Source organism: Pseudomonas sp. MWU16-30323 (assembly GCF_020515595.1).
GTDB classification, from domain to species: domain Bacteria; phylum Pseudomonadota; class Gammaproteobacteria; order Pseudomonadales; family Pseudomonadaceae; genus Aquipseudomonas; species Aquipseudomonas yamanorum.
The window spans coordinates 1-21,438 of record NZ_JAIWYM010000040.1 but is presented as its reverse complement, the minus strand read 5'-3'; the positions used below and the strand labels follow the sequence as shown (position 1 = coordinate 21,438).

Sequence of the window (21,438 nt, the reverse complement as noted above, 5' to 3'; positions counted from 1 at the left end):
GTGCAGATTCAGGGTCATTACGAGCTTCAATTCGAAGCGGTGCGTGAAGCCTTCGCCGCGCTGTTCGACGACCCTCAGGAGCGTGGCGCCGCGTTGTGCATTCAGATTGGCGGCGAAACCGTTGTCGACCTGTGGGCCGGTACCGCCGACAAGGACGGTGCCGAGGCCTGGCACAGCGACACCATCGCCAACCTGTTCTCCTGCACCAAGACCTTTACGGCCGTCACGGCGCTGCAACTGGTGGCCGAAGGCAAGCTGCAGCTTGATGCGCCGGTCGCCAAGTACTGGCCGGAATTCGCGGCAGCCGGCAAAGAAGCCATCACCCTGCGCCATCTGCTCTGCCACCAGGCCGGGCTACCGGCCTTGCGTGAAACGCTGCCTGCCGAAGCGCTGTACGACTGGCAAATGATGGTCGACGCCCTCGCCGCCGAAGCACCGTGGTGGAAGCTCGGAGAAGGCCATGGCTATGCGGCGATTACCTACGGCTGGCTGGTGGGCGAGCTGCTGCGTCGCGCCGACGGTCGTGGGCCGGGTGAGTCCATCGTGGCCCGGGTTGCGCGGCCATTGGGCCTGGACTTTCATGTAGGCCTGGCAGACGAAGAATTCCATCGAGTTGCCCATATAGCTCGAGGCAAGGGCAATTTAGGCGATGAGGCGGCACAGCGTTTACTTCAAGTAACGATGCGCGAGCCGATGGCGATGACTACCCGTGCATTTACCAATCCGCCGTCTATTCTGACCAGCACTAATAAACCCGAATGGCGGCGCATGCAGCAGCCAGCGGCAAATGGTCACGGTAATGCACGAAGTCTGGCGGGTTTTTATAGTGGGCTGCTCGACGGTAGTTTGCTGGAAGGCGACATGCTTGAAGAGTTGACCCGTGAACACAGTATCGGCCCGGATAAAACCTTATTGACACAAACCCGGTTCGGGTTGGGTTGCATGTTGGATCAACCGCAAGTACCAAATGCCACGTTCGGCCTTGGCCCACGGGCCTTTGGGCATCCGGGGGCAGGGGGCTCGGTGGGGTTTGCCGATCCGGAACATGATGTAGCCTTTGGTTTTGTGACCAATACATTGGGGCCTTATGTACTTATGGACCCGCGGGCGCAAAAGTTGGCAAGAATATTGGCCGGTTGTCTGTAAATAGCTTGCTGTCTTGCGTTTTTTTGTTACAAAGGCACATACAAAAAGACGCTAGGCAAAATGTTGTAACTTTAATGTTCCAAAAGCGTCTGTTTAACGGGTCATTCAGGCCCTTGGTTTTTTCTCATTTTGTGGATATCTCATGTTATCGAACAAGTCCTTGGCACTGGCGCTATGCCTCACTATTACTGGCTGTGCACAAACCCCACAAAATGATGCCGAAGGTGGGCATTGGTGGTCATTTGGCTCTGACAAGGCGGCTACCAAGGATGCAGTGAGCCAAGCCGACACCAAACCGGATGCCAAGCCGGCCGTCGCTGCCAAGGCGCCTGCGCCGGTAGCGCCCGCCGCGGCGGCACCTGCCCAGGCACCGGTTGCCAAGGCAGATACCGGCTCCAGCTGGTGGCCGTTCTCGTCGAAAGCCGACGACGCCAAGGCCGACCTGAAAGCTGACCTCAAGGCTGCAACGCCTGCATCCGGCGCCCCCGCCGCTGCACCGGCTGCCGCACCTGCCGTTGCCAAGACAGATACCGATACCAAATGGTGGTGGCCGTTCGAAAGCAAGCCAAAGCCATTGGCCAAGGTCGACGTTGCCAACATTCCAATGCCTGATCCAAAAATCACCCAGGCCTGGCTGGACGACTACGAGCCGCGCCTGCGCCTCGCGATCAAGGACAGCAACCTGCAACTGGAACGTCGCGACAACGTATTGGTCGTGATTGCCCCGGTTGACGGCTCCTACAACCCGAAACGCCCGGCGATGTTGCTGCCGGTGACCCTGGGTCCATTCACCCGTGTTGCCAAGGCTGTTGAAGGCGATCCGAAGACCGCCGTACTGGTTCTGGGCCACGTCGATGCCTCGGGTGCCGAGCCAGTAAGCCAGGCCCTGACCAAAGAGCGCGCGCAGTCCATCGCTTCGATCTTCAGCCTCAGCGGCCTGAAGCAGGACCGCCTGATGCTGCGTGGCATGGGCGACCTGATGCCGCGTGCCGCCAACGACAGCACACAGGGCCGTGCCTTGAACCGTCGCATGGAAATCCTGTTCACCCAGCGCACCACCATGCTGGCCTTGCTGAGCAAGTACAACTCGGCCAACCCGCCGAAGGCTGAAATGGTTGCTGTGCAGGACGTTCCTGCTCCAGCCGCTGCTCCGGTCAAAAAAGCTGCCGCTCCGGCGAAAAAAACCGTCGCCAAGAAAGCGGCTGCCAAGCCAGCGGCCAAAAAGGCCCCGGCCAAGCCAGCTGCTAAAAAGCCAGCACCGGCCAAGGCCGCCGCGCCAGCCGCTACCAACGACCAGGCAAAAAACTGATTATTTGAGCAAGAAGGATAAAGCCGCATGACCCAGGCACTGGCCGATATGCGCCGTGACTACACACGGGACGGTTTGAGCGAGGCCCAGGCCCCGGACGAACCGTTTGCCTTGTTCCACCAGTGGTTTGCGGATGCGGTGAAAACCGAGCAGCCCCCGGTGGAGGCCAATGCCATGACCCTGGCAACGGTCGACCAGGAGGGTCGCCCACATTGCCGGATCCTGCTGCTCAAGGGCCTGGACAGCCAGGGTTTTACCTTCTTCACCAATTATCAGAGCGCCAAGGGTGAACAGCTCGCGGCGCGGCCGTTTGCGGCCATGACCTTCTTCTGGCCGACCCTCGAGCGCCAGGTGCGCATCGAAGGTCGGGTGGTCAAGGTCACGCCCGAGGAGTCGGACGCTTACTTCCAGGTCCGGCCCCTGGGCAGCCGCCTGGGTGCCTGGGCTTCACCGCAAAGCCGGGTAATCAGGGATCGCGAAGAGTTGCAGGACCTGCTCAAGGCCACCGAACAACGCTTCAGTGATACCCAGCCAGACTGCCCAGAACACTGGGGCGGTTATCGCCTGCTGCCGGAGCGCATCGAGTTCTGGCAAGGCCGCGCGAGTCGTTTGCACGACCGCCTGAACTACCGCTTGCAGGGTGCCGACTGGGCCCGTGAGCGGCTGGCGCCCTGAGCCCACCTTTCGTCACCTCGCCTGAATGCAGCGCTGCACGCCGAAGTCTCTAGTCAGAGCCCTCGGATGGGTAGCGCTGCGCCGCGTCATGCAACCGTTGGCTACAATGTGAAAGCGTCCATGAAGATCCTGAGGAGGTGGGATTGCTACCGTTCGTCGAGTTCTTCGGTACAGGCTCTCTGTACTAAGGCTGAATGAAAACAATTTTCTGCCGGGCATGCCGTGACAGGCAGCAAGCCACAGCGGTTTAATGGATACCTGTCCTTTGGAGTTGATGCTATGCGTAAGTCCGTTTTACTAGTTGCCTGCTTTACCACCCTGTCGCTGCTGCTGGGTGGCTGCGCCTCGAGTCTGACCGGCGACTCGTACTCCCGTGACGAAGCTCGTCGTGTACAGACTGTTCGCATGGGCACCATTGAATCCCTGCGTCCGGTGAAAATCGAAGGCACCAAGACCCCAATCGGCGGCGTTGCTGGCGCAGTGGTTGGCGGCGTTGGCGGCAGCGCTATCGGCGGTGGTCGTGGCAGTATCGTTACAGGCGTTATCGGTGCCGTTGCCGGTGGCTTGCTCGGTTCGGCCGCTGAAGAAGGCCTGACCCGTACTCAAGGCGTCGAAGTCACTGTTCGTGAAGACGACGGCAGCATGCGCGCCTACGTCCAGGCCGTTGACCCGAACGAAGTCTTCCGCATCGGCGACCGCGTTCGCATCATGACCGTGAACGGGACCAGCCGCGTTACTCGTTAAGGGTAAGGTTGCAGGCAAAGAAAAACCCCAGCCGGGTGACCGGTTGGGGTTTTTTGTTGGGCGTATGTCTTGCCGGATCAGGTGAACATCTGGATATCGTCAAGCGTGTCTTGGACGGCACCACTCAGAAACGGTGATTGTATTTTTGCTTGTTGCAGTGCTGGCGAAATTTTCGCCATGTCAAGCTCACCGAAGCGCCGCGCGATGTGGCCTATCGCAATGATGGCAGCTGACGCGATGTTCTCGTCATCATTGCTCACATACCGGAGGCAGGTTTCTTGTGCCCACGTAGCGTCTGTCTCGTTGAGGCCAATGGATATCAGGGCTTCTGTGATCTTGTTTAGGTCGTTGGTAGCTAGAAGGCTTATAGCTTCATCGTGGCTCAAAGACGGGTCGTGATAACGCATACTCATTTTTCGGCTCCTAGAATTTTTCCTTTTCGATCTGTTTTATTCGCTTTTATTAAAGCGTTTTTCATCTCTTGTCTTAACTCACTCCACCGCCTCACATGACCGTGGTAAAGACCTTCTGAGGTGCGATCAATCACCACAAACTCGTTTGTGTGTGGGTCAATACCTATTCGTCTACGTGAATTGGGCGGATTCAGCTCCACTGAGTTGTTAAGAGCATCTAAGCCGTTAGTCGGCTTTTTGCTTTTGACAGAGCTATCTTTTTTTCCGTGATAGGGGGCGTCCTCATACTTCAGGCTTACAACGATATACAGAGGCCGAATGCCCGAATCCACCGGAAACACCAGAATGAAATCCCTGTATTCCGGCGGGTAAATCGGGTCAACGATGATGCTAGCGGCCTTCTCGGTCGGTGGGTACACCCATATTTGCGGTGCCTGCGGCGCAGCTTCCAGCGCAGGAATACCGAGGGTGCCAGCGGGATCGATGGCAGGCGTCCAGATCAGCTCAATCCCGTCGCCCAAGTCCGCGACCTGATGTGTGCCTCGCAGCCCAAACTTCACGACATCGATCATTTCCCAGTCGCGATTTTTCCCGGTGTAGAAGGCGTATCCCTTGAGGGTGCCGTTAGCTAATTGCTCGACGTGCAGGCGAACCCGTGTACGCGCTCGTGGTATTGAGCGCAGTTGACGGTCGCTGTAGAGCGCGCTGTCGCCCAAGCTGGAGGGCCAGATAAGTGCTGCAACCCCAAGCATCAGGCCAGCGGCGACTGTTCCAGCACCGGCTGCGACGCTTGATGCCCCGCCTATCGCGGAACCGCCCAATGCCAATGTGCCGAGCCCTGCCGGGAGTGCGCTGCCGCTGATCTTCTTGAGCGGCAGCAGCCCCTCACTGTCCGTTTCACGGCCACCGAGCAGCACGTGCTCGCCATAGTCCCCTATGCGATCAAGCGGTATGTAACCGGACGGATTGTTGTAGTCGATGAGGGCGTCGGGCAGGTTGCAGGACTTGGCGAACACGCATCCAACCCTGGGCTGTGGCGTTGGCGGCGACTCCACTTTGCGTCTGGCCTCGTAGGCCTCCTGTCGGGCAAGCATGGCTTCGTAGGCTCGCTGCCTGGCCTCTCGATCAGCCAACTCGCGCTCGTTCATGTTCTCGAGCTTTCGGTAGCCCCCCGTGCCGGTCCCGTAGCATCGCCAGACCTGGGGTATGTCCTTGTTGTTTGCCATCTTGCCCTCCTGGCGTGTTGCATAGCGACCTCCGACGGTGGAGCCGGGAGCACGACGTTATGGCAAGCAGCGGAGGGTGGATGTAGGACGGTTCTGTGAGATGGCACCGAATGGGCCTGGAGGAGATTGGAGCCGGCAAGCCGGCTCCAAAAGCGGTTACGCCTGAACGAGTACCTGCTTGCGACTGGCCATCGCCGTCACTGCATACCCGATCAGCGCCGCCAATATCGATCCGGTCAGGATGCCCATCCGGTCCATCCCTGCGTATTCACTGCTGCCCGGCACAAACGCCAGGGAGCCGACGAACAGGCTCATGGTGAAGCCGATGCCGCACAGGATCGCCACGCCCAACACCTGGCCCCAATTGGCGCCGGCGGGCAGTGCGGCGAGGCCGGTTTTCACCATGACCCAGGTGAAACCCAGTACCCCAACGGTCTTGCCCAGCAGCAGGCCGGCCGCGATGCCCATCGGCACGTGGTGGGTGAAGCTTTCCAGGTTGACACCGGTCAGTGAAACCCCTGCGTTGGCAAAGGCAAACAGCGGCAGGATCGCATAGGCCACCCAGGGATGCAGTGCATGTTCCAGGGTCAGCAGTGGTGAAGGTTCGGCGTTTTTGGTGCGCAACGGGATACAGAACGCCAATGTCACGCCGGCCAGGGTCGCGTGCACGCCACTCTTGAGCACGCAGACCCACAGGATCAGCCCGACAATCATGTAGGGCCCCAGCTTGACGACACCGAGCCGGTTCATCGCAATCAACGCGATCAGGCACGCTGCTGCGCCGGCCAATGAGGCCCCGGACAGGTCGGTGGAGTAGAAGATGGCGATGACGATGATTGCGCCAAGGTCGTCGATGATGGCCAGGGTCATCAGGAACAACTTCAGCGACACCGGCACGCGCTTGCCCAGCAAGGCCAATACGCCGAGGGCGAAGGCAATGTCGGTGGCCATGGGAATCGCCCAGCCGCCGAGGGCTGCCGGGTTGTCCTTGTTCAGCGCCCAGTAGATCAGCGCCGGCACGACCATGCCGCCGATGGCTGCTGCGCCGGGCAGCACCACTTGCGAAGGCTTGGAGAGTTGGCCGTCGAGCAACTCGCGTTTTACTTCAAGGCCGATCAGCAGGAAGAACAGGGCCATCAGGCCATCGTTGATCCACAGCAGCGCCGGCTTGGCGATTTTCAGCGCGCCGATTTGTGCGACCACCGGGACGTCGAGAAAACTCGCGTAAAGGTGAGACAGCGGTGAGTTGTTGATGATTAATGCCAGGGCGGCGGCAGCGATCAGGAGCAGACCGCTGGCGGCTTCCAGCTGGAAGAAACGGGTGAAAGTGCTACGCAGAGGCAAGGGATGCTCTCCAATCAAAGTTCAATAGGTGGGTACCCTAACCCGTACCGTTAGTTGTTAAAACAAAAGTTATATTCTTATTTGTTATAAGAGAACGGTCTCATCACTTGGGTTCCAAACACCTGAAATTGTGTGTCCAATTGAGTCATGACTGTATCTGTGTGGAGTGTAGGAAACATCCTAAGATCTAGTCTGAAATCCTTAGAGAAACCGATCATGAGCGACAACCGCCAATGGGCCCGCGAAGCCATTCGTATTATTGAAGCGGACTTCCAGCGCAGTGCCGACACCCACCTGATCCCCTTGCCGTTGCCGGGTTTGCCGGGTATCGAGTTGTATTTCAAGGATGAGTCCAGCCATCCCACCGGCAGCCTGAAGCATCGGTTGGCGCGCTCGTTGTTCCTCTATGCGCTGTGTAACGGCTGGCTCAAGCCCGGTGCACCGGTGATCGAAGCCTCCAGCGGTTCCACGGCGATTTCCGAAGCGTACTTCGCCCGGCTGCTGGGCTTGCCGTTCATTGCGGTAATGCCGGCTACCACCTCTCAGGAAAAGATTGCGCAGATCGCGTTCTATGGTGGCAAGAGCCATCTGGTACAGGATCCGACGCAGATCTACGCTGAGTCCGAGCGACTGGCCCAGGAAAGCGGCGGTCACTTCATGGACCAGTTCACCTACGCCGAACGCGCTACCGACTGGCGGGCGAACAACAACATTGCCGAATCGATCTTCCAGCAACTGCGCTTCGAGCGTTATCCGGAGCCGAGTTGGCTGATTTCCAGCCCCGGCACAGGTGGCACAACGGCGACGTTGGGGCGTTATGTGCGTTATCGCCAGCACTGCACCCGGGTGTTGTGCGCGGACGCGGAGCGTTCGGTGTTTTTCGATTACTACCTGAGCGGCGATGCCAGCCTGCGCCTGGACTGTGGTTCACGCATTGAAGGTATTGGCCGGCCGCGGGTTGAGGCGTCGTTCCTGCCGAAAGTGATTGATGCGATGGTCAAGGTGCCGGATGCACTGTCCTTGGCGGCCATGCATTACCTGGCGCAGCGCTTGGGACGGCGAGTGGGGGGCTCCAGCGGCACCAACCTGATCGGCGCGTTGATCGCGGCGCAGCAGATGAAAGCGGCGGGGGAGTCGGGCTCGATTGTGGCGATCTTGTGTGACGGTGGTGAGCGCTATGCCACGACCTATTACGATCAGGCCTGGCTGGCAGGGCAGGGGTATGAGTTGGAGGGGTTGATTGCGGCCGTTGCGGCGAGTGTCGAGCGGGGGCAACCGTTGCCGGAAAGCATCCTGCGCGCCAATATCTAAAATCTTCCATACCACACAAGACAATGTGGGAGCCGGGCTTGCCCGCGATGGCGTTACATCAGGCAACATCACTGTTGAATGACACACCGCCATCGCGGGCAAGCCCGGCTCCCACAGTTGATCCGCGTCGTTTGCGGAAGAGGTGTTAAGCCTCCAGGCCCAACATATCTCGCGCCAACGCCTCGGCAATCCGAATCCCGTCGACACCCGCCGACAAAATCCCACCGGCATAGCCGGCACCTTCGCCCGCCGGGAACAGGCCTTTCACGTTCAGGCTCTGCATCGACTCGTTACGGGTAATGCGCAGCGGCGATGAAGTGCGGGTCTCGATCCCGGTCAGCACCGCGTCGTGCAGCGAATAACCCTTGATCTGCTTCTCGAACGCCGGCAGTGCTTCGCGGATGGCTTCGATGGCAAAGTCCGGCAACGCCAGGGCCAGGTCACCCCAGGCCACGCCGGGTTTGTAGGATGGTTCCACGGTGCCGATGGCGGTGGACGGCTTGCCCGCAATGAAATCACCCACCAGTTGCGCCGGTGCTTCGTAGTTGCTGCCGCCGAGGATGAACGCGTGGGATTCCAGGCGTTCCTGCAACTCGATCCCGGCCAGCGGGCCGCCCGGGTAATCCACTTCCGGGGTGATGCCCACCACGATCCCGGAGTTGGCGTTGCGCTCGTTGCGCGAGTATTGGCTCATGCCATTGGTGACTACGCGGTTCGGCTCTGAGGTCGCCGCGACCACGGTGCCGCCCGGGCACATGCAGAAGCTGTACACCGAACGGCCGTTCTTGGCATGGTGCACCAGCTTGTAATCAGCAGCGCCGAGTTTCGGGTGCCCGGCGTATTTGCCCAGGCGCGCGGCGTCGATCAGTGACTGCGGGTGTTCGATCCGGAAACCCACCGAGAACGGCTTGGCTTCCATGTACACGCCACGGCCATGCAGCATGCGGAAGGTGTCACGGGCGCTGTGGCCGAGGGCCAGGATCACGTGTTTCGACAGGATCTGCTCGCCGCCATCCACCACCACGCCATTCAACTGGCCGTCTTCGATCAGCACGTCGGTGACCCGCTGCTCAAAGCGCACTTCACCACCCAGGGCGATGATCTGCTGGCGCATGTTTTCCACCACGCCGGTCAGGCGGAAGGTACCGATGTGCGGCTTGCTGACGTAGAGGATTTCGTCCGGCGCGCCGGCCTTGACGAACTCGTGCAGCACCTTGCGGCCGTGGAATTTCGGGTCCTTGATCTGGCTGTAGAGCTTGCCGTCGGAGAAGGTCCCGGCACCGCCTTCACCAAACTGCACGTTGGATTCGGGGTTCAGCACGTTTTTGCGCCACAGGCCCCAGGTGTCCTTGGTGCGCTGGCGCACTTCGCGGCCACGCTCGAGGATGATCGGCTTGAAGCCCATCTGCGCCAGCAGCAGCCCGGCGAAGATCCCGCACGGGCCAAAACCGACGACGATCGGCCGCTCGGTCAGGCCTTCCGGCGCATGGCCGACGACCTTGTAGCTGATGTCCGGTGCCGGGTTGACGTTGCGGTCGTCGGCGAACTTGAGCAGCAGGGCCGCCTCGCCTTTGACTTCCAGGTCGATGGTGTAGATGAAGCACAGCTCCGACGATTTCTTGCGGGCGTCGTAGCTGCGTTTGAACAGGGTGAAATCGAGCAGATCATCACTGGCGATGCCCAGGCGCCGCACAATGGCAGGCCGCAGGTCTTCTTCGGGATGGTCGATGGGCAGCTTGAGTTCGGTGATTCGTAACATGACAGGAATCCGGTAGGCGGCGGGCAAAGAGGCCGGCTGTTTTGCAAACCGGCGATTATAAGCCCCAACAGCGGTTTCCCGTCATGTTAAAACAGCGCAGCGGACAATCAGTCGTCCCGCGAGCCGCCGAACGACGCGCAACCGCGCTGCACCTGGCCGTTGACCCGAAGCTCGGCGGACATGTGCTGCAGGCTGCCGCTGACGCTGTCGACACAGCGTTGCGGGGCCACCCAGAGTTCGATGTGCTGGTTATTGGCTTCGGTCATCAGGTTGAACCGTCCGTCGCCCGATTGCTCTTCCACATACGGCACGGCCAATGGTGGCTGGCCTTCGCGTTCCAGCACCATGCCCTTGGCGGTGACGTTCATCGCCCAGGCCGGCTTGTGGCCGTTGGCCCGCAGGATCATGCGCTTGAAGTCCGGGTCATCGCAGGCCGAGGTCGAGCGCTCGACGCGATACACCTGTTGCAGGTCCACCGTGCCCTGGGTACCGCTGGCGACGCCGGAGAATTTGCCACGCAGGTCGGCAAACAGTGCGCCTTGCTGGCCGGCCAGGGAGGCGGCCTCCTGCAGGATGCTGGTGCCACCGGTGTCGTTGACCACGTAGTTGCGTTTGTCGTTGCAGGGCTGGAACAGCAGTTTGTCACCCTGCGCCGTCAACTCGCCCTGCATGCGGGTCATCCCGGCGAGAGAGGGCTTGGCCGGCTCGTTATCGAACATCTGGCAGGCGGCGAACAGGGGCAACAGGGCAAACAAGGCTAGGGTACGGGCGGCACGCATTATCGGGTCTCCTGATAAGTGCCGCCACGTTACGCAGGCTGGCGGTGCATCACAAGCCCGGGACACAGGTTGAATAAGGTGTGCCGGGGGCGATCATCCCTGCTGGGACTTTTCCTATAGAGGGATCTGAACGGTCATGGGAACGTCTTTCTCTTTTATTCGGAAAGCCGCGATGACTATTCGATGGAATCTGTGGGGGCTGTTACTGGTGACGGGTTCTGCACTGGGCAGTGAACCGGCGCGGCTGGAGTACTCCTCTGCCACTGACTTTACCGAGATCTCGATCACCGTGAAGAGGACGCCTGACAGTAGCCCGGACTTTATTTCGGTCAATGTCACGCTGAGCCCGGAGGCCAGGGCCCGCACGGCTGCAATTACTTTACTGGCTTACAACAAGCAGGTTTCGACATACGTAGACGGCTACAACGTGAGTGATGGCGCCACTGTCATGGGTGTGCTGAACACACGAGAAATACAGTTTTCCGTCCCCCAGGACATGCTCCGTAAATGGATGCCCTGGGTTCAACGGTGACGGCTTTTCAGGCTGGTCAGCCTACGATAAACGTCTGCCCGGTCTGCAAGCCTTCCACGCTTTTCGCGTAGGCCAACGCCACTTCTGCACCCGGAGCCGGTTTGTACCCACGGAAGTAAGGCGCGTAGCTGCCCATGGCTTCCAGCAGGACGGTAGGGCTGACCGAGTTGATGCGCAGGCCGCGGGGCAGTTCGATCGCAGCGGCTTTCACGAATGCATCCAGCGCGCCGTTGACCAGGGCAGCCGAAGCACCGGTGCGAATCGGATCGCGGTTGAGAATGCCGCTGGTGAAGGTGAAAGACGCGCCGTCATTGGCGAACTCGCGGCCAATCAGCAGCAGGTTCACCTGGCCCATCAGCTTGTCTTGCAGGCCCAGGTCAAAATCGCTGGCGCTCATGTCCCCCAGGGGCACGAAGTTGACGCTGCCGGCGGCGCAGATCAGTGCGTCGAACTTGCCGGTTTGTTCGAACAGTTTGCGGATCGAGGCGCTGTCGCTGATGTCGACCTGGAACTCGCCACTCTTGCGACCGATGCTGATCACTTCATGCCGTTGGGACAGTTCTGCCTTGACCGCCGAACCGACGGTGCCGCTTGCGCCAATCAACAGGATTTTCATCGTGCCTTCCTCCAGATGCGTAGGTGAGGTTTCAGTCTAGAGTGATTTTTTGCGCGGATAAGTGCACTAATAGGCAACCTTTGGTTTTCAAATGGAAACAATCCATGAGCGAAATGGATGACCTGGCGGCGTTTGCGGTGTTGATCGAAGCCGGCAGCTTTACCCTGGCGGCCCAGCAGTTGGGCTGCAGCAAGGGGCAACTGTCCAAGCGCATCAGCCAGCTGGAGGCGCAGTTTTCGGTGGTGTTGTTGCATCGGACCACCCGCCGTTTGAGCCTGACGGCAGCGGGGGCGGCACTGTTGCCGCAAGCCCAGGCGTTGGTGGTCCAGGTGGAGCGGGCACGTCAGGCATTGGCCAGGCTCAAGGATGATCTCGTCGGCCCGGTGCGTATGACGGTTCCGGTGTCCCTGGGCGAAACCTTCTTCGACGGTCTGTTGCTGGAGTTTTCCCGGGAGTACCCACAGGTGCAGATCGAGTTGGAACTCAACAACCAGTACCGGGACCTGGCGCGGGATGGCTTCGACCTGGCGGTACGTTCGGAGGTCGCCAACGACGAGCGTCTGGTCGCCAAGCCGTTGCTCGCCTGGCACGAGATGACCTGCGCCAGCCCGGCTTACCTGGAACAGCACGGCGAGCCGCTGACGCCGGCGGAACTGGTGGGCCACAACTGCTTGCTGAACAGCCACTACAGTGGTCGTGAAGAGTGGCTGTATCACCAGCAGCATGAGCTGCTGCGGGTTCGGGTATCCGGGACCTTTGCCTCCAACCATTACAACTTGTTGAAGAAGGCTGCACTGGTGGGGGCGGGCATCGCGCGCTTGCCGTCCTACGTGCTGCACGCGGAATTGGCTGACGGTCGCCTGCGCTGGCTCCTGCGGGATTATCAGACCCGCAGCATGCCGATGTACCTGGTCCATCCGTATCAGGGCGGCCTGCCGCGCCGCACCCAGGTACTCGCAGATTATCTGGTGGGCTGGTTCAAGCGCAGCGGCGAAGCCCTCGATCGCCTTTAGCGGTAGCGCCGGGCGATCAGATGATCAATCGAGAAGCTGCCCGGCCCCTTGGCCATCAACAGCAGCAGCAATGCGATCCAGGTGCCGTGGGTCGGGTAGGCGTCCGGGTAGACGAAAAGCTGGATGGTCAGGGTCATGCCCAGCAGCGCCAGCGCCGAGAATCGCGTGGCAAACCCCACGAGGATCAGCACCGGGAAGAAATGCTCGGCGAACGCAGCCATGTGCGCCGCCACTTCCGCAGACAGCAGCGGCACGTGGTATTCGCTGCGAAACAGCGGCAGGGTGGACGGCGCCAAGTGCGGCCAGCCCAGCTGGAAGGTCCCGCCGATCAGGTCCACGGCGAGGCCTTCCACTTTGGTCTGGCCGGATTTCCAGAACACCGCCGCGATAGAGAAGCGTGCGACAAAGGCGATCAGGCTGTAGGGGATTTTCTCGAAGCACTGGATGATCCGTTGGATCAGCCCGGGAGCGGTGGTGTTCATGGCGATACCTTGGGTTCTGTGTGCAAGTGGGTGATGGCGCCGTGACCGATCAGCAGGGCCAGGCATTGGTGCAGGTCAAATTCGGCGGCCGCATCGAGGGCGTAGGCCACGGCCATTTCCAATGGCCAACCGTTGTTCAGGCTGTTGATAAACGTCGCTGAGCCGCTGTCGATGTGAAATACCTGCACGTGCAGGCCATTGCGTAGCACCAGCGCGCTTTGGGCATGGAAGGGGTCGAGGGTGGCGAGGGATTCGCCGGTCTGATGCGCCGCCCATAAAGCCACCACGGCGTAGGCCGAGTTCAGGGTGGCCAGGGATGGATGCAGTTGCAGGCGCAGTTCGCCCAGGTCCGACTGTTGTTGCAGGGTGGCGATGACCTCTTGTTGATCCAGCGGCTGTGCGTCTGCCGCGTGGTAGGCCCTCACCCGCAATCGCTCCAGGCGCGCCACGTCAGCCAGGTAAGGCACGCTGGCGGCAGGGGCGAAGCCCTGGATAAAGTCCGCCAGGTCGCTGCCGTATTCATTGATCAGAGGGCTTGTCGGCGGGAAACCCTGGACATACACACCGGCCATCGCCCGAAAAAACTCATCGCCCACCAGTTGCAGGGTGACCGGGTAGCCGGCGGCCAGCGCGTTGATCAGCGAGCTATGGACATTGTTGCGGTACACCGCAAAACGACTGGCCGGATCGGCGCCGTTGCAGCTGAACAAGCCTTGCGGGCAGTTTTCCTCGGGGGACAGCAGGGCGCGGCTAAAGACGTCCTGGCGGCTCATGCACGCACCTCCAGCAGAAACCGGTCGGCCTCGCGTGCTTCAGCGTGCAGAACGCTGAACGCCGGCACCTGGTTGTCGCGCTCGATCAGCGTGGCGACCGGGCCGGTGCGGGTGAGCACGTGCTGGTAGAGCTGCCATACCGCGTTGTCGATGGGGGCGCCGTGATCGTCAATCAGCAAACGGTCGCCGAGGCTGTCGGTGTCTTCGGCAAACCCTGCCAGGTGAATCTCGCCCACGGCGTGCAGCGGCAAGGCCTCGATGTACTTCAGCGGGTCTTGCTGATGGTTGATGCATGACACATACACATTGTTCACGTCCAGCAGCAGCCCGCAGCCGGTGCGGCGAATCGCTTCGCTGATGAAGTCGGTCTCTTCCAGGGTGGAGCACTGGAATTGCAGATAGGTCGACGGGTTCTCCAGCAGCATGGTCCGCTGCAGGCGGGTTTGTACCTGGTCGATGTGTTCGCACACCCGCTTCAGGGTTTCATCGTCATACGCCAGCGGCAGCAAATCATTGAGAAATACCGGGCCGTGGCTGGACCAGGCCAGGTGTTCGGAAAAGGAGTGGGGTTGATAGCGTTCGATCAGCGTGGCCAAGCGCGCCAGGTGCTCGTCGTTCAGCGGACCTTCGCCGCCAATGGACAGGCCTACACCGTGCAGCGACAGCGGGTACTGTTCGCGGATCAAGCCCAGGTAGTGATGGAAAGGCCCGCCAGCCACCATGTAGTTTTCGGCGTGGACTTCAAAAAAACCGATATCGGGGGACGTCTCGAGCACTTCACTGAAGTGCTCGTTCTTGAGCCCCAGCCCGGCCCGACGGGGGAGGCCGGGCGCCTGAGCCTGGGAGATGGAGTGGGTGAATGAGAGCGTCATCGTCAGTACTCAGGCTGTGCAGGGTTTCAGGACTTGGCGGTGAAGGCAGCTTCCTGGCCGAAGCCGGTTGGCGAGGTGGTGCTTGGGGTTTTCAGGCAGGTACCGGCCGGGACCAGTTTCCAGGCGTTGGCCTGATCCTTGACCTTCGAGGTGCCCGCGCAGGAAGTGCCGGCGCCTGCGGCGCAATCGTTCTTGCCGGCTTCGGCTACACCGAAGCATTTCTGCATGTCATCGGCGGCGTGGGCGGTGGTGGTCAGGGCGGACAGGCTCAGGGCCGAACCCAGGGCCAGGACGAGGGTGGCGGCGGACAGCGAGCGGGTTTTGGTAGTCATGGTGTATCTCCAGCAGTGGGTTGAGTTGGCAAGCATGTTCGCCTGCTTACACCACTAGAGAAAGGGGGAAGGGATTCGTTACAAACCTGGGGAAAATAATTTCAGGTTTCGCCAACGTCTGTGGTTCACACCAAACAAATGTGGGAGCGGGCTTGCTCGCGAAGGCAGTGGTTCAGCCGCCCAATAAGTTGGCTGATCCACCGCCTTCGCGAGCAAGCCCGCTCCCACAAAAGCCCGCTCATACATTAGCCAGATGGGCATCAACCGCCCAAATAAGCCTCACGCACTTTCGGATCGGTCAGCAGTTGTTCGCCGCTGCCCTGCATCACCACGCGGCCGTTTTCCAGCACATAGGCACGGTCGGCGATCTTCAGTGCCTGGTTGGCGTTCTGCTCCACCAGGAACACCGTCACACCGTCCTTGCGCAGTTGTTCGATGATGTCGAAGATCTGCTGGATGATGATCGGTGCCAGGCCCAGGGACGGTTCGTCCAGGAGCAACAACTTGGGCTTGCTCATCAACGCGCGGCCGATGGCGAGCATTTGCTGTTCGCCGCCGGACATGGTGCCGCCGCGCTGGCTGAAGCGTTCCTTGAGTCGCGGGAACAGGTGCAGCACCTTGTCCATCTGCTCCTGGTAATCGCCCTTGTCGGTAAAGAACCCGCCCATGGCGAGGTTCTCTTCCACGGTCAGGCGGGCAAATACCCGGCGGCCTTCCGGAACCACGGCAATGCTCTTGCGCATGATCTCCGAGGAAGCCTGGCCCACCAGTTCCTCACCCATGTAGCGGATGCTGCCGCTGTGGGCCTGGGGCGAACCGCACAAGGTCATCAGCAGCGTGGATTTACCGGCACCGTTGGCCCCGATCAGGGTGACGATCTCGCCCTGGCGCACTTCGACGTTGACGTTGTGCAGTGCCTGGATCTTGCCGTAGAAAGTGGAAACGTTTTCGAATTGCAGCATTTTACGCTTCCCCCAAATAGGCTTTGATCACGGCCGGGTTGTCACGGATCTGCTCCGGCGTACCGTCGGCCAGTGGCGTGCCCTGGTTGATCACCACGATATGGTCGGAGATGCTCATGACCAGTTTCATGTCGTGTTCGATCAACAGCACCGTGGCGTTGTTTTCCTCACGCAGCACGCTGATCAGCGCCTTGAGGTCTTCGGTTTCCTTGGGGTTCAGGCCGGCGGCCGGTTCGTCGAGCATGAGGATCCGCGGACGGGTCATCATGCAGCGGGCGATTTCCAGGCGACGTTGCTGACCGTAGGCGAGGGTGCCGGCGGGACGGTTGGCAAACTCGGTGAGGTTGACCTTGTCCAGCCAGTACGCTGCATATTCCATGGCCTCGCGCTCGCTCTTGCGGAACGACGGGGTCTTGAACAGGCCGGCAAAGAAGTTGGTGTTCAGGTGACGGTGCTGGGCGATCAAGAGGTTCTCGACCGCCGTCATGTCCTTGAACAACCGCACGTTCTGGAAGGTCCGCACCACGCCCTTGCGGGCGATCTCGTGGCCGGCCAGGCCCTGGATCGGCTGGCCGTCCAGCAGGATGGTGCCGCCAGCCGGCTTGTAGAAGCCGGTCAGGCAGTTGAACACCGTGGTCTTGCCGGCGCCGTTGGGTCCGATCAGAGCCACGACTTGTTTCTCTTGCACGGTCAGGGCCACGCCGTTGACCGCCAGCAAACCGCCGAAGCGCATGCTCAAGTTTTCGACTTTCAGGATCTCGCGGCTCATTTGCGCAGCTCCATGTGGGGACGTTGCATGGGCAGCAGGCCTTGAGGTCGCCAGATCATCATCAGCACCATCATGGCGCCGAACATCAACATGCGGTATTCGCTGAATTCACGCATCATTTCCGGCAGCAGGATCATCACGATCGCCGCGAGGATCACGCCGAGCTGCGAGCCCATGCCGCCCAGTACCACGATGGCGAGGATGATTGCCGACTCGATGAAGGTGAACGACTCCGGGGTCACCAGGCCTTGGCGCGCGGCGAAGAAGCTGCCGGCAAAACCGGCGAAGGTCGCCCCGAGGGTGAATGCCGAAAGCTTGATGACGGTCGGGTTCATGCCTAGTGCACGGCAGGCGATTTCATCTTCGCGCAGCGCTTCCCACGCACGGCCGATCGGCATGCGCAGCAGGCGGTTGATCACGAACAGCGCCGCCAGTGCCAGCAGCAGGGCCACCAGGTACAGGAACACCACTTTGCTCACCGGGTTGTAGTCGATCCCGAAGTACTCGTGGAACGTCTGCATGCCTTCGGCCGCGGTGCGGTCGAACGTCAGCCCGAAGAACGTCGGCTTGGGAATGCTGCTGATGCCGTTGGGGCCGCCGGTTATATCGGTGAGGTTACGCAGGAACAGACGGATGATTTCACCGAAGCCCAGGGTCACGATCGCCAGGTAGTCACCGCGCAAGCGCAGTACCGGGAAGCCCAGCAGGAAGCCAAATGTGGCCGCCGCCATGCCGGCCAGTGGCAGGCAGATCCAGAAGCCCCAGCCCAGGTAATGCGAGAGCAGCGCGTAGGTGTAGGCACCTACGGCGTAGAAGCCCACATAACCCAGGTCGAGCAAGCCGGCCAGACCCACCACGATGTTCAGGCCCAGGCCCAGCAACACGTAGATCAGGATCAGCGTCGCGATATCCACCGCACCCCGGGAACCGAAGAACGGCCAGATCAACGCGGCCACGATCAGGCCGATGATGATGTAGCGCTGCGTGCGCGGCAGGGTCAGGAACTGGCTGACCTTGGGCGATACCAGCGGGCCACGGTTGGACTTGAGGAGTGCCCCGACCTGCTGGGTAAACAGCACCCGCAGGAACATCAGCACCGAGCACAGGGCAATGATGGTCAATGTCACGGGACCGGTGCCATGCACTTCGAGGTTGATCCCGACAATGCTCAGCTTGAGCCCGAGCACCGGAAAGGCCACGGCCCATACCAGCAAGGCGCTGAAAAACGCCGATTTAAGATATCTGCTCATACTTTCTCAACCTCCGGACGGCCCAGAATGCCGGTCGGCCGGAACAACAGCACCAGAACCAATAGACCGAATGCCACCACGTCCTTGTACTGGTCGCCGAACACATCGGCGCCAAAGGCTTCGGCCACCCCCAGCACCAGCCCGCCGAGCATCGCGCCCGGAATGCTGCCGATGCCGCCCAATACCGCCGCAGTGAAGGCCTTGAGGCCCACCAGGAAACCGGCGTTGGGGTTGATCACGCCATACTGCATGCTCAGCAACACGGCAGCGACAGCCGCCAGTGCGGCACCGATGACGAAGGTCAGGGCGATGATGTTGTTGGTGTTGATGCCCAACAGGTTGGCCATCTTGATGTCTTCGGCGCAGGCCCGGCAGGCGCGCCCCAGACGGGAGCGGGAGATGAACAGGGTCAGGCCGAGCATCGCCACCAGGGTGACGACGAAGACCAGGACCTGCATGTAGGAAATCAGCACTTCCTGTGCGCCACCTGGGCCGAAGGAGAAGCTCCCCGGGATCAGGTTGGGAATGGATTTGTCCTTGGAATCCTGGGACAGCAATACGGTGTTCTGCAGGAAAATCGACATGCCGATCGCAGAGATCAGCGGGATCAAGCGGTTGCTGCCACGCAAGGGGCGGTACGCAACGCGTTCGATACTGTAGCCGTAGGCACTGGTTACGACGATGGACGCCAGGAACGCAGCGGTCATCAACAGCGGCAGGGAATGGATACCCAGCATGGCCAGCCCGGCAAGGGCGATGAAGGCCACGTAGGAACCAATCATGTACACCTCGCCATGGGCGAAGTTAATCATTCCAATGATGCCGTAAACCATTGTGTAGCCAATGGCTATCAAGGCATAGGTGCTGCCAACGGTCATGCCGTTAACCAGCGTTTGGAAAAAATGATAGATCTCAGGCATTACAGCGCTCCTAAAAACCCGATACGCATTTCACTGGTGGAGTCAATTTCCGGCTCGGTGCCCTGTTCTGTGATCAGGTTGCACAAAGCGTTTGCCAGCGAACCGCTGGTGACGGTTTTAAGATTTTCAGGTGAGCCAGCGCCCGGATCGCGGGTGACAGGCCCATAAACCTCGTAAAACAAAGCCCACTGCTTGCACAGTGGGCTTGTTGACCAGTAACGCCTGGCTTACTGAGGGGAAACTTCGGTTTTTGGTTTGCCGAAGTGCCATTCGTAGACCACGAACTTGAAGTCCTTCAGGTCGCCCTTGGCGTCGAAGCTCAGGTCGCCGGTCGGGGTCTTGAAGGTACCGGCGTGGATGGCCGCTGCCACCTTGGCGGTGTCTTCGCTCTTCGCGGCAGTAATACCGCCGGCGATCACTTCAACTGCCGAGTAGGCCGGGAACACGAACGGACCGGTTGGGTCCTGCTTGTTCTTGGTGAACTCTTCAACGATTGCCTTGTTGGCAGGATCGGTGTCGAAAGACTTCGGCAGGGTGACCAGCAGGCCTTCGGAAGCGCCCTGGGCGATTTGCGAGATGGAGTCGTTGCCGACGCCTTCAGGGCCCATGAACTTGGCGTTCAAGCCTTTTTCCTTGGCCTGGCGCAGGATCAGGCCCAGCTCAGGGTGGTAGCCGCCGTAGTAGACGAAGTCGACGTTGGCTTGCTTGAGCTTCTGAATCAGCGAACCGAAGTCTTTGTCGCCAGCGTTGATGCCTTCGAAGAGGGCAACTTTCACGCCTTTCTTCTCGAGGGTCTGCTTGACGGCGGTGGCGATGCCTTCACCGTACTGCTGCTTGTCGTGGATAACGGCTACGACTTTCGGCTTCACGTGGTCGGCGATGTAGTTGCCGGCGGCTGGGCCCTGGGCGCTGTCCAGGCCGATGGTGCGGAAGACCAGCTTGTAGCCACGGGACGTGATTTCCGGGCTGGTGGCAGCCGGGGTGATCATGATCACGCCTTCGTCTTCGTAGATGTCGGATGCTGGCTGAGTGGAGCTGGAGCAAAGGTGACCCACCACGAACTTGACGCCGTCGTTGACCACTTTGTTGGCTACGGCCACGGCTTGTTTTGGATCGCAAGCGTCGTCGTATTCCTTGGCTTCGAGCATTTTGCCATCTACGCCGCCCTTGGCGTTGATGTCGGCGATGGCCTGCTTGGCGCCCATGAACTGCATGTCGCCGTATTGGGTCACAGGGCCGGTTTTAGGGCCGGCAATACCGATCTTGATGGTGTCAGCTGCGAACGAATGGCTGGCAACCCCGGCCAGGACCATAGCGGCAAACAGTTTGGAAATCTGCTTAGTAGCCTTATTCATAGTGCTCCACTCTTACTGTTGTATTTTTTATAGTTCTAGCGGCCTTGTGAGCTGCAGAACCGGATCAGATATCTCGGATATCCCCCGGCAGCGGCCTGGCAACTGTACCGGTACAGTGTAGAGCGCCGGTTGATCGCTTGAAAAGCTGGCTGCTGGGGGCAAAACCCGGGTATGTCGCTTAAATGAAAGAAAAAGACAGAATTGCGGCGGGGGTGATGCCAGAGTTTCGGGCAATCCTTGGCTTTCCTGACACTTTCGTTCGGTGCCTCATTTGCAACTGGGTTTTTCTGCCTGGAGCTCGACGGTATGATTGCGCCGATTTTTTCTTCAGGTGAACTCCCATGACGCAAGAACCTAGCACCCTCTATGCCAAGCTGCTTGGTGAAACCGCGGAAATTTCCTGGAAGGAGCTTGAACCGTTCTTTGCCAAGGGTGCCCTATTGTGGGTCGATGCCGGGCTGGATTTGATCGAGGCCGCCGAGGGCATGGCTGAGGACAACCGTGAGAAAGTCGCTGCCTGGCTGGCTGCGGGGAGTCTTGGCGAGGTGTCTGCGACGCGGGCGTTGGACCTGGTTGAGCGGGACCCGAGTTTGTGGGCGGTGGTGGTTTCGCCGTGGATTCTGATCCAGGAAAGGGCGGCGTAGGAAATGACTGCGCGAAAATGGTGCGTGATTTTTCTGAGTTTAAGTGTGTAGGCGGGTAACTGCATTCGCCGTGATGGCATGTTGCCGTAGAGAAAGGTCACAGGCGGGGGTTACGTGCGCGTCATGGGAACAGTTTTGGTAGCGGCGGAATGCTGGGGGAATTGTTTCTTGGTGTGAGTTTTGTGTACATATCCGTTGCTGCGGTAACGGCT

General features: G+C 60.2%; 24 protein-coding genes. 8 read left to right on the top strand and 16 right to left on the bottom strand.

Translation table 11 applies throughout. From position 1 onward, the window contains the following. The 4 genes from LIY45_RS27815 to LIY45_RS27800 all read left to right on the top strand — a co-directional run bounded on the left by LIY45_RS27815 (window position 1) and on the right by LIY45_RS27800 (window position 3,874). Window positions 1-1,146 (top strand): serine hydrolase domain-containing protein, encoded by a 1,146-nt coding sequence (locus tag LIY45_RS27815; protein WP_226478282.1) that lies wholly within the window; start codon window positions 1-3, stop codon window positions 1,144-1,146. 142 nt (window positions 1,147-1,288) lie between these two features. Continuing rightward, window positions 1,289-2,455: an OmpA family protein gene (locus LIY45_RS27810; RefSeq protein ID WP_226478281.1), complete on the top strand. Its 1,167-nt coding sequence runs from the start codon at window positions 1,289-1,291 to the stop codon at window positions 2,453-2,455. Between the two features lie 27 nt (window positions 2,456-2,482). After that, window positions 2,483-3,130 carry a pyridoxamine 5'-phosphate oxidase gene (gene pdxH / locus LIY45_RS27805; RefSeq protein WP_017479372.1) on the top strand — a complete coding sequence of 216 codons (648 nt, stop codon included), beginning with the start codon at window positions 2,483-2,485 and terminating at the stop codon, window positions 3,128-3,130. A 279-nt stretch (window positions 3,131-3,409) separates the two neighbouring features. After that, window positions 3,410-3,874 (top strand): glycine zipper 2TM domain-containing protein, encoded by a 465-nt coding sequence (locus LIY45_RS27800; RefSeq protein ID WP_010176704.1) that lies wholly within the window; start codon window positions 3,410-3,412, stop codon window positions 3,872-3,874. A gap of 77 nt (window positions 3,875-3,951) precedes the next feature. On the opposite strand, the gene LIY45_RS27795 is transcribed toward LIY45_RS27800, so the two are convergent. The 3 genes from LIY45_RS27795 to nhaA form a co-directional block, all read right to left on the bottom strand. After that, window positions 3,952-4,287 (bottom strand): hypothetical protein, encoded by a 336-nt coding sequence (locus tag LIY45_RS27795; RefSeq protein WP_226478280.1) that lies wholly within the window; start codon window positions 4,285-4,287, stop codon window positions 3,952-3,954. Further along, window positions 4,284-5,513, bottom strand: coding sequence for an S-type pyocin domain-containing protein (locus tag LIY45_RS27790; protein ID WP_226478279.1), 1,230 nt, complete (start codon window positions 5,511-5,513; stop codon window positions 4,284-4,286). Before LIY45_RS27790 ends, LIY45_RS27795 begins: the two co-directional genes overlap by 4 nt. 156 nt (window positions 5,514-5,669) lie before the next feature. After that, a complete protein-coding gene (gene nhaA, locus LIY45_RS27785; protein ID WP_226478278.1) occupies window positions 5,670-6,857 on the bottom strand; it encodes a Na+/H+ antiporter NhaA in 1,188 nt (395 codons plus the stop codon). A gap of 213 nt (window positions 6,858-7,070) precedes the next feature. On the opposite strand from nhaA, the gene LIY45_RS27780 reads away from it, so the two are divergent. Next, window positions 7,071-8,168 (top strand): PLP-dependent cysteine synthase family protein, encoded by a 1,098-nt coding sequence (locus LIY45_RS27780; RefSeq protein WP_226478298.1) that lies wholly within the window; start codon window positions 7,071-7,073, stop codon window positions 8,166-8,168. A 145-nt stretch (window positions 8,169-8,313) separates the two neighbouring features. Here LIY45_RS27780 and LIY45_RS27775 read toward each other — a convergent pair whose 3' ends face one another. Together LIY45_RS27775 and LIY45_RS27770 are read right to left on the bottom strand one after the other, a co-directional pair. After that, window positions 8,314-9,927 carry an NAD(P)/FAD-dependent oxidoreductase gene (locus tag LIY45_RS27775; protein WP_226478277.1) on the bottom strand — a complete coding sequence of 538 codons (1,614 nt, stop codon included), beginning with the start codon at window positions 9,925-9,927 and terminating at the stop codon, window positions 8,314-8,316. A gap of 107 nt (window positions 9,928-10,034) precedes the next feature. Next, a complete protein-coding gene (locus tag LIY45_RS27770) occupies window positions 10,035-10,706 on the bottom strand; it encodes a hypothetical protein (RefSeq protein ID WP_226478276.1) in 672 nt (223 codons plus the stop codon). 136 nt (window positions 10,707-10,842) lie between these two features. Between LIY45_RS27770 and LIY45_RS27765 the strand changes: the two genes are divergently transcribed. After that, the gene (locus LIY45_RS27765) at window positions 10,843-11,238 is read left to right on the top strand and encodes a hypothetical protein (RefSeq protein WP_008432073.1); all 396 of its coding nucleotides are present in this window, start codon (window positions 10,843-10,845) and stop codon (window positions 11,236-11,238) included. Between the two features lie 16 nt (window positions 11,239-11,254). Here the strand turns inward: LIY45_RS27765 and LIY45_RS27760 are convergent, their stop codons facing one another. Then, on the bottom strand, window positions 11,255-11,854 hold the full coding sequence (locus LIY45_RS27760; protein WP_226478275.1) for a short chain dehydrogenase: 600 nt from the start codon (window positions 11,852-11,854) through the stop codon (window positions 11,255-11,257). A 104-nt stretch (window positions 11,855-11,958) separates the two neighbouring features. Between LIY45_RS27760 and LIY45_RS27755 the strand changes: the two genes are divergently transcribed. After that, window positions 11,959-12,867, top strand: a complete 909-nt coding sequence (locus LIY45_RS27755; protein ID WP_003211675.1) for a LysR family transcriptional regulator — start codon at window positions 11,959-11,961, stop codon at window positions 12,865-12,867. Here LIY45_RS27755 and LIY45_RS27750 read toward each other — a convergent pair. The 10 genes from LIY45_RS27750 to LIY45_RS27705 all read right to left on the bottom strand — a co-directional run bounded on the left by LIY45_RS27750 (window position 12,864) and on the right by LIY45_RS27705 (window position 20,582). Continuing rightward, the gene (locus LIY45_RS27750; RefSeq protein WP_003211673.1) at window positions 12,864-13,349 is read right to left on the bottom strand and encodes a DoxX family protein; all 486 of its coding nucleotides are present in this window, start codon (window positions 13,347-13,349) and stop codon (window positions 12,864-12,866) included. The genes LIY45_RS27755 and LIY45_RS27750 overlap by 4 nt on opposite strands. After that, entirely contained in the window at window positions 13,346-14,122 is a 777-nt protein-coding gene (locus tag LIY45_RS27745; RefSeq protein ID WP_087693196.1) for a DNA-binding domain-containing protein, read from the bottom strand. The genes LIY45_RS27750 and LIY45_RS27745 overlap by 4 nt, the downstream gene beginning before the upstream one ends. After that, window positions 14,119-14,994 (bottom strand): DUF692 domain-containing protein, encoded by an 876-nt coding sequence (locus LIY45_RS27740; protein WP_214499283.1) that lies wholly within the window; start codon window positions 14,992-14,994, stop codon window positions 14,119-14,121. Before LIY45_RS27740 ends, LIY45_RS27745 begins: the two co-directional genes overlap by 4 nt. Window positions 14,995-15,020: 26 nt before the next feature. Then, on the bottom strand, window positions 15,021-15,326 hold the full coding sequence (locus tag LIY45_RS27735) for a DUF2282 domain-containing protein (protein WP_003211666.1): 306 nt from the start codon (window positions 15,324-15,326) through the stop codon (window positions 15,021-15,023). Window positions 15,327-15,586: 260 nt separating this feature from the next. Then, on the bottom strand, window positions 15,587-16,288 hold the full coding sequence (locus tag LIY45_RS27730) for an ABC transporter ATP-binding protein (RefSeq protein WP_017479361.1): 702 nt from the start codon (window positions 16,286-16,288) through the stop codon (window positions 15,587-15,589). Between the two features lies 1 nt (window position 16,289). After that, entirely contained in the window at window positions 16,290-17,057 is a 768-nt protein-coding gene (gene livG / locus LIY45_RS27725) for a high-affinity branched-chain amino acid ABC transporter ATP-binding protein LivG (protein ID WP_063032815.1), read from the bottom strand. Next, complete coding sequence (locus LIY45_RS27720; protein ID WP_003211661.1) at window positions 17,054-18,307, bottom strand: high-affinity branched-chain amino acid ABC transporter permease LivM; 1,254 nt, start codon at window positions 18,305-18,307, stop codon at window positions 17,054-17,056. Before LIY45_RS27720 ends, livG begins: the two co-directional genes overlap by 4 nt. Then, window positions 18,304-19,227 (bottom strand): high-affinity branched-chain amino acid ABC transporter permease LivH, encoded by a 924-nt coding sequence (gene livH / locus LIY45_RS27715; RefSeq protein WP_017479358.1) that lies wholly within the window; start codon window positions 19,225-19,227, stop codon window positions 18,304-18,306. Before livH ends, LIY45_RS27720 begins: the two co-directional genes overlap by 4 nt. Further along, window positions 19,227-19,409: a hypothetical protein gene (locus tag LIY45_RS27710; protein ID WP_003211657.1), complete on the bottom strand. Its 183-nt coding sequence runs from the start codon at window positions 19,407-19,409 to the stop codon at window positions 19,227-19,229. Before LIY45_RS27710 ends, livH begins: the two co-directional genes overlap by 1 nt. 45 nt (window positions 19,410-19,454) lie before the next feature. Beyond that, window positions 19,455-20,582: a branched-chain amino acid ABC transporter substrate-binding protein gene (locus tag LIY45_RS27705; protein ID WP_226478274.1), complete on the bottom strand. Its 1,128-nt coding sequence runs from the start codon at window positions 20,580-20,582 to the stop codon at window positions 19,455-19,457. A gap of 341 nt (window positions 20,583-20,923) precedes the next feature. Here LIY45_RS27705 and LIY45_RS27700 point away from each other — a divergent pair, with 341 nt between their 5' ends. Further along, on the top strand, window positions 20,924-21,226 hold the full coding sequence (locus LIY45_RS27700; RefSeq protein ID WP_017479356.1) for a DUF2288 domain-containing protein: 303 nt from the start codon (window positions 20,924-20,926) through the stop codon (window positions 21,224-21,226). The last annotated feature ends 212 nt before the right edge of the window (window positions 21,227-21,438 follow it).